The organism is Microbulbifer mixtoriginis (SeqCode) (genome assembly GCF_052466865.1).
Genome location: NZ_CP174293.1, coordinates 2,011,659 through 2,027,474 on the forward strand (window position 1 = coordinate 2,011,659; position 15,816 = coordinate 2,027,474).

The 15,816-nt window shown below is 50.3% G+C and carries 12 protein-coding genes and 1 tRNA gene; 10 read left to right on the forward strand and 3 right to left on the reverse strand.

All coding sequences use genetic code 11. The annotated features are described in order from the left end of the window. Positions 1-34 precede the first annotated feature (34 nt). The 7 genes from ACJJJA_RS09365 to ACJJJA_RS09395 all read left to right on the forward strand — a co-directional run bounded on the left by ACJJJA_RS09365 (position 35) and on the right by ACJJJA_RS09395 (position 9,108). Positions 35-119, forward strand: a tRNA-Leu gene (locus ACJJJA_RS09365). A gap of 183 nt (positions 120-302) precedes the next feature. Next, a complete protein-coding gene (gene tig, locus ACJJJA_RS09370) occupies positions 303-1,616 on the forward strand; it encodes a trigger factor (protein WP_444904397.1) in 1,314 nt (437 codons plus the stop codon). Between the two features lie 186 nt (positions 1,617-1,802). Beyond that, entirely contained in the window at positions 1,803-2,444 is a 642-nt protein-coding gene (gene clpP, locus ACJJJA_RS09375) for an ATP-dependent Clp endopeptidase proteolytic subunit ClpP (RefSeq protein ID WP_252085379.1), read from the forward strand. Between the two features lie 164 nt (positions 2,445-2,608). After that, complete coding sequence (gene clpX, locus ACJJJA_RS09380; protein ID WP_252085380.1) at positions 2,609-3,895, forward strand: ATP-dependent Clp protease ATP-binding subunit ClpX; 1,287 nt, start codon at positions 2,609-2,611, stop codon at positions 3,893-3,895. A 274-nt stretch (positions 3,896-4,169) separates the two neighbouring features. Beyond that, positions 4,170-6,575 (forward strand): endopeptidase La, encoded by a 2,406-nt coding sequence (lon, locus tag ACJJJA_RS09385; RefSeq protein WP_444904398.1) that lies wholly within the window; start codon positions 4,170-4,172, stop codon positions 6,573-6,575. A gap of 257 nt (positions 6,576-6,832) precedes the next feature. Further along, positions 6,833-7,105 carry a non-specific DNA-binding protein Hbs gene (gene hbs / locus ACJJJA_RS09390; protein WP_067086576.1) on the forward strand — a complete coding sequence of 91 codons (273 nt, stop codon included), beginning with the start codon at positions 6,833-6,835 and terminating at the stop codon, positions 7,103-7,105. Between the two features lie 119 nt (positions 7,106-7,224). Then, positions 7,225-9,108, forward strand: a complete 1,884-nt coding sequence (locus ACJJJA_RS09395) for a SurA N-terminal domain-containing protein (protein ID WP_444904399.1) — start codon at positions 7,225-7,227, stop codon at positions 9,106-9,108. Positions 9,109-9,201: 93 nt separating this feature from the next. On the opposite strand, the gene ACJJJA_RS09400 is transcribed toward ACJJJA_RS09395, so the two are convergent. Both ACJJJA_RS09400 and gloB read right to left on the reverse strand, forming a co-directional pair. Beyond that, positions 9,202-10,758, reverse strand: coding sequence for a LysM peptidoglycan-binding domain-containing protein (locus ACJJJA_RS09400; protein ID WP_444904400.1), 1,557 nt, complete (start codon positions 10,756-10,758; stop codon positions 9,202-9,204). A 203-nt stretch (positions 10,759-10,961) separates the two neighbouring features. After that, the gene (gene gloB, locus ACJJJA_RS09405; protein WP_444898562.1) at positions 10,962-11,744 is read right to left on the reverse strand and encodes a hydroxyacylglutathione hydrolase; all 783 of its coding nucleotides are present in this window, start codon (positions 11,742-11,744) and stop codon (positions 10,962-10,964) included. Between the two features lie 223 nt (positions 11,745-11,967). On the opposite strand from gloB, the gene ACJJJA_RS09410 reads away from it, so the two are divergent. The 3 genes from ACJJJA_RS09410 to dnaQ are packed head-to-tail and all read left to right on the forward strand — an operon-like array spanning position 11,968 to position 13,986. Beyond that, complete coding sequence (locus ACJJJA_RS09410) at positions 11,968-12,756, forward strand: class I SAM-dependent methyltransferase (protein ID WP_444885412.1); 789 nt, start codon at positions 11,968-11,970, stop codon at positions 12,754-12,756. A gap of 50 nt (positions 12,757-12,806) precedes the next feature. Beyond that, positions 12,807-13,238 carry a ribonuclease HI gene (rnhA, locus tag ACJJJA_RS09415; protein ID WP_252085386.1) on the forward strand — a complete coding sequence of 144 codons (432 nt, stop codon included), beginning with the start codon at positions 12,807-12,809 and terminating at the stop codon, positions 13,236-13,238. 19 nt (positions 13,239-13,257) lie between these two features. Continuing rightward, positions 13,258-13,986 carry a DNA polymerase III subunit epsilon gene (gene dnaQ / locus ACJJJA_RS09420; RefSeq protein WP_252085387.1) on the forward strand — a complete coding sequence of 243 codons (729 nt, stop codon included), beginning with the start codon at positions 13,258-13,260 and terminating at the stop codon, positions 13,984-13,986. Positions 13,987-14,099: 113 nt separating this feature from the next. Here dnaQ and nhaB read toward each other — a convergent pair whose 3' ends face one another. Beyond that, positions 14,100-15,635: a sodium/proton antiporter NhaB gene (gene nhaB / locus ACJJJA_RS09425; RefSeq protein WP_444888921.1), complete on the reverse strand. Its 1,536-nt coding sequence runs from the start codon at positions 15,633-15,635 to the stop codon at positions 14,100-14,102. Between the last annotated feature and the right edge of the window lie 181 nt (positions 15,636-15,816).

Here is a 15,816-nt window from a genome sequence, read left to right on the forward strand (position 1 = left end):
ATATATATCAATGGGTTAGCGGTAAGAGAGTTTCGGGGACGTGGTGAAATTGGTAGACACGCCAGATTTAGGTTCTGGTGCCGAAAGGTGTGGGAGTTCGAGTCTCCCCGTCCCCACCAAATCAAAAACCTTGAAGTCCGTGTGACTTACCCTGGAGGGGTGGGTGCGGGCTTCTTGTGTATTTGGCGGAAGCTCAAAATATTGTTTTGATGTTTCCCCATGAGGTTGCTGACTAAGTCTCGGTGACCCGGTATTCGTTGGCGCTGCGGCGCGATTAAAGAGATAGTCTCACGAGGATAAACATGCAGGTTTCCATCGAAACTACTTCCGGTCTGGAGCGTCGCTTAACGGTCAACTTGCCGGCGGAAGTCGTCGATAAAGAAGTGGACAAGCGCCTTCAGCAGGCGGCTAAGACTGTTCGTATAAACGGTTTCCGCAAAGGCAAGGTGCCGATGAAAGTTGTGCGTCAGCGCTTTGGTGCCGGCGTTCGCCAGGAAGTGCTCGGCGAGGTTATGAGCCGTTCCTTCTACGATGCGGTTCAGCAGGAAGAAGTTAAGCCTGCCGGTCAGCCAAGCATTGAGGCAAAGCAAACTGCAGCTGGCGAGAATCTGGAATACGTCGCCACTTTTGAAGTTTATCCAGAAGTAGAATTGGCCGACCTGGCTGAGGTTAGCGTTGAGCGTCCAGTTGCAGAAGTAACTGATACGGATGTTAACAATATGGTTGATGTGCTGCGCAAACAGCAGTCTTCCTGGAAGGATACCAAGCGCAAGGCACAAAAAGGTGATCGTGTTGTGATCAACTTCTTGGGCCGTAAAGATGGCGAAGAGTTTGAAGGCGGTAAGGCCGAAGGTCACCAGTTGGTACTGGGCTCCGGCCAGATGATCCCCGGTTTTGAGGAAGGTATCCTCGGCATGAAGCCCGGTGAAGAGAAAGATCTGGACCTGACCTTCCCTGAAGACTACCAAGCTGAAGAGCTACGTGGTGCTGCGGTAACCTTCAATATTAAAGTTACCTCTTCTGAAAAGCCTGAGCTGCCCGAGCTGAATGAAGAATTCTTCGCGGCATATGGTGTTCAGGAGGGTGGAGAAGAGAAGTTCCGCGAAGAAGTTCGCGGTAACATGGAGCGTGAGCTGAAAAACGCAGCGCTGAACAAGGTTAAAACCCAGGTGATGGACCAGTTGTTTGAACAGCACCCGGTCGAATTGCCTTCTGCACTGGTCGCAGGTGAGGTTAGCACTCTGCGTGGACAAATGGTTCAGCAGTTTGGTGGCCAGATCAAAGCTGAAGATGCTGAGCGTATGTTGCCGGACACTATGTTCGAAGAACAGGCCAAGCGTCGTGTAGTTCTAGGTCTTGTTGTTGGTGAGATCGTTAAGAAAAACGAACTGTCTGTAGATGCTGACCTGGTGAAAGCTAAGGTTGAGGAGCTGGCTTCTACCTACCAGCAACCGGAAGAAGTGGTTGAATACTACTACAATAACCGCGAGCTGCTCTCTGGAGTTGAATCGGTAGTTCTGGAAGATCAGGTTGTAGATTTTGTACTGAAGTCTGCAAAAGTCGAAGAAGTTAAAAGTACTTATGACGACGTGATCAAGCCGCAGAAGCAGGGTTAATTATCCCTTTATCTCCGAATGCATTGGCGCCCGCTTCAGTCGGGCGTCGTTGCATCTCCTTCCTTTTTACCGGCTGGCTTTATCCTGCCTGACCGGTTAAGCTCTGAAAACCTAATTTTCAGCACGGGCGCCTAGCGCTTGCATGCTGGCCTGCCGAACACGCCACAAAAGGAAGCAATGGTACCTATGGCACGAATCGATTATCCCCAAGCCTCAATTGACCCCTTAGCAACTGGTTTGGTGCCCATGGTGGTAGAACAAACTGCCAGGGGTGAGCGTTCCTTTGATATCTACTCACGTCTATTGAAGGAAAGGGTTATTTTCTTGGTTGGCCCTGTGGAAGACCACATGGCTAATCTGGTAGTTGCCCAGTTACTGTTTCTCGAAGCAGAAAATCCTGATAAAGACATTCATCTGTATATCAACTCCCCCGGTGGATCTGTAACTGCAGGTATGTCCATTTATGACACCATGCAGTTTATCAAGCCGGATGTGAGCACCATGTGTATTGGTCAGGCTTGCAGCATGGGAGCCTTCCTGTTGACGGCGGGAGCGCCAGGTAAGCGGTTTGCCACCCCTAACTCCCGGGTGATGATCCATCAGCCCAGTGGTGGCGCTCAAGGACAGGCTAGCGATATTCATATTCATGCTCAGGAAATCCTCAAAATTCGTCATCGCTTAAATGAGTTGATGGCCCACCATTCTGGCCGTCCGGTCAGTGATATTGAGAGAGATACTGAGCGTGACCACTTCCTGAGTGCCGATGAGGCGAAGGAGTATGGTCTAGTGGATGATGTACTTTCCCGCCGTCAGGCTCTTGAAAAGTAACACTATCAACAAAAATATTTTGCTAAAGGCGTGAAGAGAGAACCTGAGTTCTTTCAAAGTCATTTCTCAGGCAGAGGGGGCTTGAAAAAAACGCCAAGAGACAGCATCTTGCTGTAATAGCTGAATTAAAGGCCCTGGTAGGCCAGTGACCACGGAGTATTTTGATGACCGACAAAAGCAGCGGAGAAGATAGCGGCAAATTGCTGTACTGCTCCTTCTGTGGCAAAAGCCAGCAGGAGGTGCGGAAGCTGATTGCTGGGCCGTCAGTCTTTATCTGCGATGAGTGTGTCGAGCTCTGCACCGATATCATTCGCGAAGAGGTCCAGGAGACTGCGGAGGGCCCGGAGGGGCGCCTACCCACGCCGCGTGAAATCACCGAGATTTTGGATCAGTACGTGATTGGCCAGGAGAGGGCCAAGCGTGTCCTGGCGGTTGCGGTTTACAACCACTATAAGCGCCTACGTAGTAAAACTGGCGTTAAAGGCAAAGATGATGTTGAGCTGAGCAAGTCCAACATTCTTCTGGTGGGTCCAACTGGTAGCGGTAAAACCCTGCTGGCTGAAACCCTTGCGCGGCTGCTGAACGTGCCGTTTACCATCGCCGATGCCACCACTCTTACTGAGGCTGGCTATGTCGGTGAGGATGTAGAAAATATCATCCAAAAGCTGCTGCAAAAGTGTGATTACGATGTTGAGAAGGCCCAGCAGGGAATTGTCTACATCGATGAAATTGACAAAATTTCACGTAAATCCGATAACCCATCCATCACCCGGGACGTTTCTGGTGAAGGTGTGCAGCAGGCACTGCTAAAACTGATTGAAGGTACTGTGGCTTCTGTTCCCCCTCAGGGCGGTCGTAAGCACCCGCAGCAGGAATTCCTGCAAGTGGATACCTCTAACATCCTGTTCATCTGTGGCGGTGCCTTTGCGGGCCTTGACAAGGTGATTCGCGATCGCTCAGAGAAGGGGGGGATTGGGTTTAGCGCTGAAGTGAAGTCTAAGGATGGAACCAGTAACTTTGGTGAAATTCTGCGTGACCTCGAACCAGAAGACCTGGTTCGCTATGGTCTTATACCAGAGTTTGTTGGGCGCCTGCCGGTTACCGCGACCCTGGAGGAGCTCGATCGCGAGGCTTTGGTGCAAATTCTCACTGAGCCGCGCAATGCTCTGACCAAGCAGTATGCAAAACTCTTCGAAATGGAAGATGTAGAGCTGGACTTCCGTCCAGACGCCTTGGATGCTGTGGCTACTAAGGCTATGGAGCGCAAAACTGGTGCCCGGGGACTTCGCTCTATCATGGAGTCGGTGTTACTGGAAACTATGTATGATATTCCATCTTCTGATGATGTCGCTAAGGTCGTTATCGATGAGGCGGTGATAAAGGGGGAGTCGGCACCGCTGTTGGTTTACGAAAGTGAAAGCCAGCCGCAAAAGGCGGCGCCAGAGGAGTAACTCCCCATATTAAAAAGCCCCACTTGTGGGGCTTTTTTTATAGCCAATTGTTATTCAAATCTATCTTTTCTACCTGTTTGACATGCTTAACTACCAGCGGCCAGCCAGTATTCAGTTGAATTCGGCACAAATTGGTCGCGAGATTAGACTTGTATTCCGGGCTCTCCCCCCCCATCTCTAGCAACTGACGGGCGGTGGCCCAAATTAAGCTGTCAATTTCAACAGCAGCATGATGCCGCGCCAAATACCCAGTGATAGGGCCGAGAGGAGTTCTATGGATCAGTCATCCGACACCAAGCTTGAATATCCGTTATTGCCATTGCGCGATGTTGTTGTTTACCCCCACATGGTGATTCCGCTGTTCGTCGGCAGGGAAAAATCCATTGAGGCTCTGGAAGAGGCCATGCGCAGGGATAAGCAAGTGCTACTCGTGGCCCAGAGGAGAGCATCGGAAGATGACCCTGGCGCCGAGGACATCTATCGCGTTGGTACTATTGCCAGTGTTCTGCAGCTTCTCAAGCTTCCAGATGGCACTGTGAAAGTGCTTGTGGAAGGGGGGGAGAGGGTCAATATCCTCGATGTTGCCGAGCACGATAATCACTTTGAGGCTACTGTCGAGCCTATAGAAACTACTGAGCTGTCCGAGGGAGAGGCTGAAGCCTTGGTGCGCTCGGTTATGTCTCAGTTCGAGCAGTATGTCTCCATCAGTAAGAAGGTCCCCAATGAGGTTATTACCTCGCTGTCTGGCATTGATGAGCCGGGGCGCTTGGCGGATACCATCTCCGCGCACATGTCCCTCGAGCTGGCTCAGAAACAAGAGCTGCTGGAAACCTCCAATGTCAAAGAGCGGCTGGAGCATTTGCTCGGTTTGATGGATTCCGAGATCGACCTGATACAGGTGGAGAAGCGTATTCGCGGCCGTGTTAAGAAGCAGATGGAAAAGAGCCAGCGTGAGTACTACCTCAATGAGCAGATGAAGGCGATTCAAAAAGAATTGGGCGAAATTACCGAAGAGCCCAATGAAATTGAGGAGCTGGAAAACAAGATTGCAGATTCAGGAATGTCTGCAGAGGCGGAAAAGAAAACCCGTGCCGAGCTGGCCAAGCTGAAAATGATGTCGCCCATGTCGGCAGAAGCATCGGTATTGCGTAGCTACATTGATTGGATGTTGAGCCTTCCTTGGAAAAAAGCTAGCCGCGTACGGCATGACCTGAAGAAAGCCGAAGAGATTCTCGAGAAGGAGCACTATGGCCTAGAAGAGGTGAAAGAGCGTATCCTCGAATATCTTGCTGTGCAAAAACGTGTCAAGAAAGTGAAGGGGCCGATCCTTTGTCTGGTTGGGCCTCCCGGGGTTGGTAAGACCTCACTCGGGCAGTCTATCGCTCGTGCGACTAACCGCCAGTATGTGCGTATGGCCCTTGGTGGCGTTCGTGATGAAGCAGAAATCCGCGGACATAGACGCACTTACATAGGTTCTCTACCAGGTAAGCTGGTACAGAAAATATCCAAAGTCGGCGTTAAGAATCCGCTTTTCCTGCTCGATGAGGTCGACAAAATGGGTATGGATCAGCGTGGTGACCCCGCGTCGGCCCTGCTCGAAGTACTTGATCCAGAGCAAAACAAGACATTTAACGACCACTACCTGGAAGTGGATTACGACCTTTCCGATGTGATGTTTGTGTGCACCTCAAACTCCATGAACATCCCCGGTCCCTTGCTGGATCGCATGGAGGTTATTCGTATCCCCGGTTATACCGAGGATGAGAAGCTCAACATTGCCCAGCGCTACCTGGTACCCAAGCAGCGTAAAGCCAATGGGTTGAAAGAGGATGAGTTGGAGCTTTCTGACCAGTCAATCCGGGATATCGTTCGTTACTACACTCGTGAAGCGGGTGTGCGGGGGCTCGACCGGGAAATTGCCAAAGTTTGCCGCAAGATTGTAACGGAGCATGTCCGTAATCCTTCGGACAAAAAAGCGATAGTGCAGTCTGAGGAACTGGAAGAGTTGTTGGGTGTGCGCAAGTTTGACTTTGGTCGCGCCGAGGAAGAGAACAAGATCGGGATTGTTACCGGCCTAGCCTGGACAGAGGTGGGCGGTGAGCTTCTCAATATTGAGGCCTCTGCTGTTCCTGGTAAAGGGCGCATGATCAAGACCGGTTCTCTCGGCGATGTGATGCAGGAGTCTATTCAGGCTGCATTGACAGTGGTGCGCTCGCGCTCCCAGGCGCTCGGTATTGGTCCTGATTTCCATGAAACCCGGGATATCCATATTCATGTTCCGGAAGGTGCAACGCCAAAAGATGGGCCCTCTGCGGGTATCGCCATGTGCACGGCACTGGTTTCCGTACTGACCAATATTCCAGTTCGTTCAGATGTGGCCATGACCGGAGAAATCACCCTGAGGGGAGAAGTTTTACGAATTGGAGGTCTGAAGGAAAAGTTATTGGCAGCGCATCGGGGCGGTATAAAAACTGTGCTGATTCCTGCGGATAACGAGCGAGACTTGAAGGATATTCCCGACAATATTCTTCAGGATCTGGTGGTAAAACCGGTTAAATGGATTGATCAGGTTCTTGAGTTGGCGCTTGAGCACAAACCCGAGTCTCTTACTGATGAGGAATATTCTGCTTTGCAAAAGCAGGCTGAAGAGCGCTCACAGAGATCCGTTCAAACCCATTAATCGCATTCGGGGTGACAACTGTCACCCCGTAACAATTTACAAGACCAAAATCTAACCACAAAATTGATTTTTGTTGCCTGAGGTTTGTCTTACCGGCCGGAAACCCGCATGGTTCCTTGACCCGCTACCGGGCAGTTGGTATAAAACGGGCCTTATTTGGCCGGCGCTAAAATTGCCGGTGGTTAGAAAGTTACGAGTAGGGATGCCTTGCCTGAGGGCATGCCCTAAACATATTTAAAAGAACAGAGGGATTAAGCGTGAATAAGTCCGAACTGATTGAAGCTATTGCTGAGTCTGCAGATATTCCTAAAGCTGCAGCTGGCCGTGCTTTGGACGCAATGGTTGACAGCATTACTGATGCGCTTAAAAAAGGCGATCAGGTTGCCTTGGTGGGCTTTGGTACTTTTGCAGTAAAAGAGCGTGCAGCCCGCACTGGCCGCAACCCACGCACTGGCGACCCGATTGAAATTGCAGCGGCAAAAATTCCTAACTTCAAGGCCGGTAAAGCCCTGAAAGACGCCGTAAACTAAGTTTCGGTGAACTTCGAAACCTTGTAAAAGTCGAAGTGCAAAGAGGCGTGTCAATTTCGATACGCCTTTTTTGTATCTGCTAACAGTTGAACAATTAGAGTGAAAATTCGGAGCTGAGCATGCTTCAGTCCATGCGCGATAACCTGAAGGGAACGGCAGCCATTATTGTTGCGGCATTCTTTGGGTTCATTATGGTCATTGGGGGAATCGATTTTTTTACCGGTGCCAGTGGTGGTGCCACCGACGCGGTCGCCGAGGTCAATGGTGAAAAAATCACTAATATGGATTTGCAGCGGGCCATACAAAACCGCCGCAGTATGATCATGAGCCAATACGGAGAGGATGTTCCGGCGGACTTGATCAGTGATGAGCAGCTGCGTGAACCGGTTTTACGCCAATTGATTTCCACTTCAGTCATGCGCCAGGCTGCTCAAGAGAGTGGTATGGTGATGAGTACCGCTGCGGTTAATAAGGCGATTACCGATATTCCGGCCTTCCAGGTCAACGGTACCTTTAACACCCAGCTATATCGTGATGCCTTACGCCGTATGGGGTATAGCACAGCTAGTTTCCCGCAAATTGTTGAGGGCGATCTGTCTTTGCAACAATATGCGGATAGCGTTACTGCCAGTGCCTTTACCACCAAGGAAGACGCTGAGCAGATAGTTGCAGCCTCTATGGAAGAGCGCGACTTTTCCTACGTTGTGTTGCCTGTGCAGGAGTTATTGGCCTCTACAGACGTTAGTGATGCTGAAGTTGAGCAGTATTACCAAGCCAACCAGAGTCAATACCAGCGGCCTGAGCAGGTAGCGGTTGAGTATATTGAGCTGACTCCGGAGGTTTTTGCCTCCAACATTGATATCTCTGAAGAGGATGTTCGCGCTCAATATGACCTGGAGCTTGCTAATTTTGGTTCTGATCTTCGCCGTCGTGCAGCGCATATTCTTCTGGAAGATGCAGATCAGGAAAAATTGAATGAAATTCAGGTGAAACTCGACGCCGGTGAAGATTTTGCTGAACTGGCCAAAAGTTACTCGGAGGATATTGGTTCCCGTGATGAAGGGGGAGACCTCGGCTTCACTACTGGCGATGTATTCCCGCAAGCTTTTGAAGAGGCCCTTGCTTCTCTGGAAGTTGGGCAGGTATCTGCTCCAGTTACCACTGATAGTGGCACTCATTTTATTAAGCTCTTAGAAGTGGAAGAGAGTGAGCCGCCGGTTTTTGAAGAGCGTAAGAGCGCTATTGAAAATCAGTTGCGTACTGCGGCAGCGGAAAGAGAGTTTCTGGATGCTCTGAGTCGCTTGGCAGATCTGGCCTACAATGCTGAAAGCTTGGCAGGTCCGGCTGAGGAATTAGGGGTATCCTTACAAACCAGCGGTCTTTTCTCTCGCTCAAATGGTAGTGGGGTACTGGCTAATGGCCAGGTAGTAGAGGCTGCTTTTTCTCCAGAGGTGATGGAGGACGGCAATACCTCTGATGTGCTGAATCTCAATAATGAGCATTCTGTCGTTTTGCGAGTGACTGACTCCAAGCCTGCAGGTATTTACCCGCTGGAAGAGGTGCGCGAGCAGATTGTTGACGTTCTGAAGCGTGACAAGGCGAGTACTCAGCTTGCCCAAAAGGCGGAAAGCTTGAAAGAAAGTTTGGCAGCTGGCGGTGATTTTGCTGAGCTGGCCCAGGAGCAGGGCTTGACCCTGGAGGCTAGTGATAAGACTCGTCGAGGTGGTTTCGGTGAGCGCGCTGAGATTAATAGCAAGGCTTTCTCTATGCCTGTGCCTACGGCAGGTTCTGAGGAGTTGGCTGTTTTTGCTGTGAGCAACGGCAACCAGATTGTTTTGGCATTGCGTGATGTGCGTCCAGGAGACCTCTCCCAGCAGAGTAAGGAGCAGCGCCGAGCGTTGATGCAGCAGTTAGCATCAGTGAATGGTGGTGCAGAATTGGCTGCAATTCGCCGTTACCTGTCTGATCAGGCCAAAGTGGAGCTTAGTTCTACAGGCGAATAGCAGGTAAGCATGTATACGTCGGTCAATTTGGCCAATAAAAAACCCGGCTTTTGCCGGGTTTTTTATTGGGGTTAATACCGCTTGGAAAAAAGATTAGCTGTTATGTGCACTATCGACGAAGAGAGTTAAACGCTGGCCGGGTTGTAGATATTTTGACTTGGGAATTTTGTTCCAGCGTAAAATATCGTCGATTTTGATACTGAACTTATTGGCAATTCGGTAGAGGGAGTCTCCGCTTCTTACCTTGTATGAGAGTTTGCGAGTGGTACGGTTGCTGCTACCTGAATCCCCATTGTAGGCAACCAGTGTCCGGCCTGGGCGAAGGGTGTCCCCTGGAGCCATGCTATTCCAGTGAGCGAGCTCCTTGACGCTCACTTTCAGTTTGCGCGAGATGGCCCAAAGGCTGTCACCGGGTTGTACTGTGTAGCTCGACCTCTGCCCTTGGCCAGTAGCTTGGCGCTGTTTCACTCTCTGGTCTACGGTGTACGCATACTGGCCTTCTGGACCAGAGGCGCTAGGGATAAGTAGGGTTTTACCCGCGCGAATATTGTTGTTTCGCAGCTTGTTGGCTTCACGAATGGCTGAGATGGTTGTCTGATAGCGTCGTGCGATGGTAGAAAGCGTATCTCCGCGGGCGATAGTATAGCGCTCCCAGGTTACGCGTTGCTCTACGGGCAGTTCTTCCAAGGCCGACTCAAAGTGCTCTAGGCTTTCTACTGGGATAAGCAGGTGGTGATTGCCATTGGGGTCAGTGGCCCATCGGTTAAACCCGGGGTTGAGTAGATAAAGCTCATCCAACTCGATTTGAGCAAGCTCTGCGGCTTGGGAAAGATCTATCTGGCTGCCAACGTTGACGCGGGCATAGTAGGGTTCGTTAGCGACTTCGTGTAGAGGTACCTTGTAATGCTCTGGGCGGGATACTACCTCAGCAAGTGCTAGAAGCTGTGGTACATAGCGTTTTGTTTCGCGTGGTAACTTGATTTCCCAGAACGAAGTTCCTCGTCCTCTGCGGCGGTTGCGCTCTATTGCGCGACGCACAGTTCCTTCCCCAGCATTGTAAGCTGCTAGAGTAAGCTCCCAGTCGCCATCAAAACGCTCGAATAAGTATTTGAAGTATTTTACGGCTGCGCGGGTCGATTCATGTACATCTCGGCGTCCGTCATACCACCAATTTTGCTGGAGGCCGAAAGAGCGACCGGTGGCGGGGATAAATTGCCACATTCCGGAGGCTTGTGCATGAGAGTAAGCAAAGGGATCGTAGGCGCTCTCCACTATAGGTAATAAGGCGAGCTCAAGAGGCATATTTGCCTGCTCTAACTCCTCTGCAACATGAAAGATATAGCGGCGAGACCTCTCTGTAACCCGAGACATATAGCCTTCATTACGAGAGAAATAAGCGATGTAATCCTGCACCTTCGGATCTTCGGTGCGGTGATTGAGGCGAAATCCCCGGCGCAGGCGCTCCCAGATATCTGTAGGGGGCGGGGCTGCTTCCGTGGAAATAGGGGAAGATATCTCAAGGTTTCTTGCAGGGCTGGTTTCTTGCGTCTGTTGACTTTCGCTATCGGGAGATGAGCCAGTCTCAGGTATTTGCGAGCAAGCTCCAACCGTAGCGGCCAGCAATGCTGCGGCAAAATTCTTGTGAACCATGTTTGATATCCGCGAGTAATTCTTTTAATTCCCACTCAGCTCGCGCGAAGGCGCTTATTTTTTGCTAACACTGAGCATTGGATCATAGCCTTCTGATTCTAATTAGTGGGAATAGTTTCGGTCAATGTAGATGGATAAAAAACAGACAGTATTTGAGGGCACTAAGCTGCTGGTCGTGACTTATGGGGTTATGGCCACCTCTATTAGAAATGGTCTTTCCAGTCGCGAAGGCTGGAAAATATTTCAACTTCACTGAGCTCTTCGGGCGTTTCCCGCCCCAGATGATGGGCACCACTTTGAGCAACCTCTGGAAATTGGCAGCGTAAGAAAGGGTTTGTTGCCAGTTCCTCGGAAATGCTGCTAGGCAGGGTTGGCTCGCCGGATTGCCGCAAGGTTTGGGTGTGGGCTAGTCGTTCACTAACAGCAGTATTTCCAGGCTCTACAGTATGGGCAAACCGGAGGTTGCCGAGCGTGTATTCATGGGCACAGTAAACAAGGGTATGTTTTGGTAGTTTGGTTAGCATTTGTAGGGAATTGAGCATCTGCTCTGGGGTTCCCTCAAATATGCGGCCACAGCCGGCGGCAAAAAGTGTATCGCCACAAAATAGATGAGGCTGCTGACTGCCGCTAGCAGATTCCTCTTTCAGAATTATCGCTAAGTGGTCCAGGGTGTGGCCGGGAATACCTCGGACTTCAGTTGGTAGTCCTAACAGTAAAAATGTATCCCCGTCGGCAATTGGATTGGTTACTCCCTTGATGGATTTGGGGCCGAACACTGGGCACCCGTAATGCCTATGCAGTGTTTTGATGCCGCCTGTATGATCATAATGATGATGAGTAATTAATATGCCGCTTAGGGGGGCTTCCCCTAAGGTCTTGATTACCGGCTCGGCTTCACCGGGATCGACGACCCAGTGCTCACCATCCTTCTCAAGATGCCAGATATAGTTGTCATTCAATGCGGAAATAGGGGTTACGGAGAGCATATTTGTTCTGCCTGCCAACTCAATGCCGGAACGATATCATGGATATTAACCGAAAGGTGTAGAGGAGGGTGCTTACCTAGCAGCAAGCTTTCTATAGTGTCTCGTAAATGAATGATCGACATGATGTTAAACTGCATAGCATTTAGAGCTAACCACCATAAAGGATGGCTACGGGAGTGCAGGATAATCAATTTGATTTCTGCCTGGTTCTTAAGGAGAGTGAATGACTGATAAGTCCAGATCTCGTGAGTCGATAGAGTCATCGCTATTGCGCAAAGCCAGTCCGGCCCTTTCTCACTGGTTTTCAAGCAGTCTAGGGCAGGAGATTCTTTCTCAGCAATTGGCGCTGACCCAGCCTTTGGTTGAAGGATTCTTTGGTTACCATCTATTGCAGGCGGGGGTTACTGATGCCGTAGATTTTGCCGCTTCTAGCCGTATTAATCATTGCTTTCGCTTGGCGGTTTGCCCGGAGCAGCAAGGGGCGGCTATTGTAGAGATGGAACACCTGCCACTCCCCTCTGAGTCAATTGATGTGGTCCTTTTACATCATTTGCTGGACTTTTCCACGCATCCCCATCAAATTTTGCGTGAAGCGGCGCGAGTACTGATACCTGGCGGTCACATGCTGCTAATGGGATTCAACCCCTTTTCTTTGTTGGGTCTATCACGCCTGTTATTTTCACGTGGAGCCTATCAAAAAGGCAATCAATTGAGGGCAGCCAGGATTGCTGACTGGATGAACCTGCTGGATCTCCAGGCTGAACAGATGCATCGAGGCTTCTTCCGCCTGCCTTTACAGCAACGTGAGCTACTCGCTAAGTCGGCCTGGATGGAGAGGCTCGCTAACCGCCTGCGCTTGCCTTGGGGTGGCTTTTACATCATAGTCGCGCGCAAAGAAGTGGCGCGGGTGCGGACAATCAAGATAGATTGGCGTGCTGAACGTAAGCCTGCCCTGGTAGCAACACCTACAAGTCCCCGTGTCGCTGCACGGGGAAAACATCAGAAGCGATAGCTCTGGGGGAGTCTCCAGAAGCTGATTTACTCCTATTTCTGGCACTGATTTTGAAGCAAATTACTATCTACACAGATGGCGCCTGTCGTGGCAACCCGGGTCCAGGTGGCTGGGGAGCTCTACTGGTTTACGGAGAGCATGAAAAAGAGTTATGTGGAGGGGAGTCCCATACCACCAATAACCGTATGGAGCTGATGGCTGCGATCAAGGCATTGGAAGCCCTGAAGCAGCCCTGTGAGGTTGAATTACATACCGATTCCCAATATCTAAGGCAGGGGATCACTGGTTGGATCAATAACTGGAAAAAGAATGGTTGGAAGACGGCGAGTAAAAAGCCAGTAAAAAATGCCGATCTCTGGCGTCAGTTGGATGAAGGCGTTGCCAGGCATCAGGTCGAGTGGCACTGGGTGAAGGGCCATGCTGGCCACCCTGGAAATGAGCGGGCTGACCAGTTAGCCAATCGTGGTATAGATGAGCTGTAATTCTGACGGGGAGTGAGTTATGCGCCAGGTTGTACTGGACACCGAAACTACCGGCCTAGATCCCAAGAATGGCCACCGAATTATTGAAATAGGCTGTGTGGAACTTGAAAACCGTAAGCTTACGGGGCGTCATTATCATCAATATATCAACCCCCAGCGGCAGGTTGATGATGGGGCGATTGAAGTTCACGGTATCACCAACGAGTTTCTTGCGGATAAGCCCGTTTTTGCGCAGATCGCCGACGAATTTATGGCTTTCTGCGAGGGCGCTGAGCTCGTTATTCACAACGCCCCGTTTGATGTTGGCTTTATTAATGCCGAGCTAAAGTTGTTGGGCAGTCCACGCTGGCAGCATGTGAATGCTCATTGCAGTGTGTTGGATACTCTGGCCCTTGCGCGAGAAAAGCATCCTGGTCAAAAGAACAACCTGGATGCGTTGTGTAAACGTTATTTCGTCGACAATTCACAGCGAGATCTGCATGGCGCTCTGCTAGATGCGGAGATACTTGCCGACGTCTACCTGATGATGACTGGAGGCCAAACCGATTTGGGGTTGGCTCAGGGGGGCGATGGGCAAAGCTCTGAGGAGAGTGAGCAGGCAAAGGGGGAGAGTGTATCATCGGTAATTCGCAGGCTTCCGCAGAATCGGCCCTCTCTCAGGGTAATCCAGGCTTCGGGACATGAGCAGGAAGCGCACCTGTCTATGCTTGAGCTGTTGCAGAAATCTGCTGGGAAGCACTTCTGGTAAGCAATAAAAAAGCCCGCTAAGCGGGCTTTTTTATTGCTGGTTACTCTTCTTATCATTGGGCCATAGCTTTGGGGCTGCCGGCTAATACTGTGTATTTGCCGGCGAATTATTCTCTAGAGAGTGTAAACCACACAAAACAGAGCTACAGCACTGAGTACTAATGTATAGGGTAGGGCCATAATCACCATGCGGCCGTAGGATAGGCGGATGAGTGGCGCAAGGGCCGACGTCAGAAGAAATAGGAATGCCGCCTGGCCATTAGGTGTGGCAACACTCGGTAAGTTGGTGCCAGTATTGATGGCAATAGCTAGTTTGTCGAAGTGCTCCCGAGTTATATCGCCAGCAACGAGAGCCGATTTAACTTCATTGATATATACGGTGGCGACAAACACGTTATCACTGATCATGGATAGAATACCGTTGGCAACAAACAGTAAAGCCGGTTGTTGTTCAGGCTTTTGCGATAGTACGAAGTGAGTCACGGGTTCAAATAGATGTTGTTGATGTATGACTGCAACAATCGCGAAGAACACAACTAAAAGTGCAGTAAAAGGCAGCGCTTCTTCAAAGGCATGGCCGATACGAGCTTCTTGAACCACTCCATTAAAGGCCGTTAGCAATACAATAATCATCAGGCCAATCATGCCAACTTCTGCAACGTGGAAGGCCAGGGCGAATACTAGAACTAGTGCAACAATACCCTGTATCCAGAGCTCAGCAACCTGGGCGCTGGTACGTTTGCTTTCTTCTTCCTTGGAGAAGTTTACTAAAACTTCCCTAACCGCTAGGGGAAGCTGTACGCCGTAACCGAATACCTTGGTTTTTTCCAAGACTACGCAAGTTATTAGTCCGGCAAACAGGGTGGGGATGGTCACTGGAGCCATTTGTAGGAAAAACTGCACAAATTCCCATCCGGCTTTCTCGGCAATGAGGAGATTTTGCGGCTCGCCCACTAAGGTACACACTCCGCCGAGTGCGGTACCGACAGCGCCGTGCATGATCAGGCTGCGCAAGTAGGCCCGGAACTGATCTAAATCCTCACGGTGATACTCGACCACATGCTCATCGTTGGAGTGATCGTGACTGTGGTGGTGATGGGGTTGTTGTGATGCAACCCGGTGGTATACCGAATAAAAGCCAACAGCAACGGCAATTAAAACAGCTGTTACGGTAAGTGCATCCAAAAAGGCAGAAAGCACAGCTGCCACTGCACAGAATAATAGTGACAATAAGCTTTTAGAATTTACATGAATAAGGATCTTGGTGAAGACAAATAGTAACAGGCTCTTCATAAAGTAGATGCCTGCCACCATAAACATTAGCAACAAGATAACTTCTATATTCTCTACTACCTCGTGGTAAACCGCATCAGTACTGGTCATGCCCATCAACACGGCTTCGATTGCAAGCAGTCCGCCTGGTTGCAATGGGTAGCATTTTAAAGCCATGGCCAGGGTAAAAATAAATTCCCCGATTAGCACCCAGCCGGTGATGAAGGGGCCGCTGACATAGAGTAGGAGAGGGTTTAAAAGTAGGAAGGCGGCGATGGTTAATTTGTACCAGTCCGGAGCCTCACCGAGAAAATTATCTGCAAAAGCCCGGCCAAAACCGCTTCCAGACGCGGTAATTGCATTGTTGTAGGTGTTCATCATTTACTTCCATGGTTTACCCAGTTAAGGGCCAAATTGGAGTGTTGGAATTGATTGGCGAATAGCAGTGATATGCCTACTCCCCTTTCTCTTCCCCTTGCGGCAAAGCTGTTAATTTTTGTACTGGTTGTTTTTTGTGCGCAAGAACAAAATGCGTACAGACGCAAATATCAAAATAGCA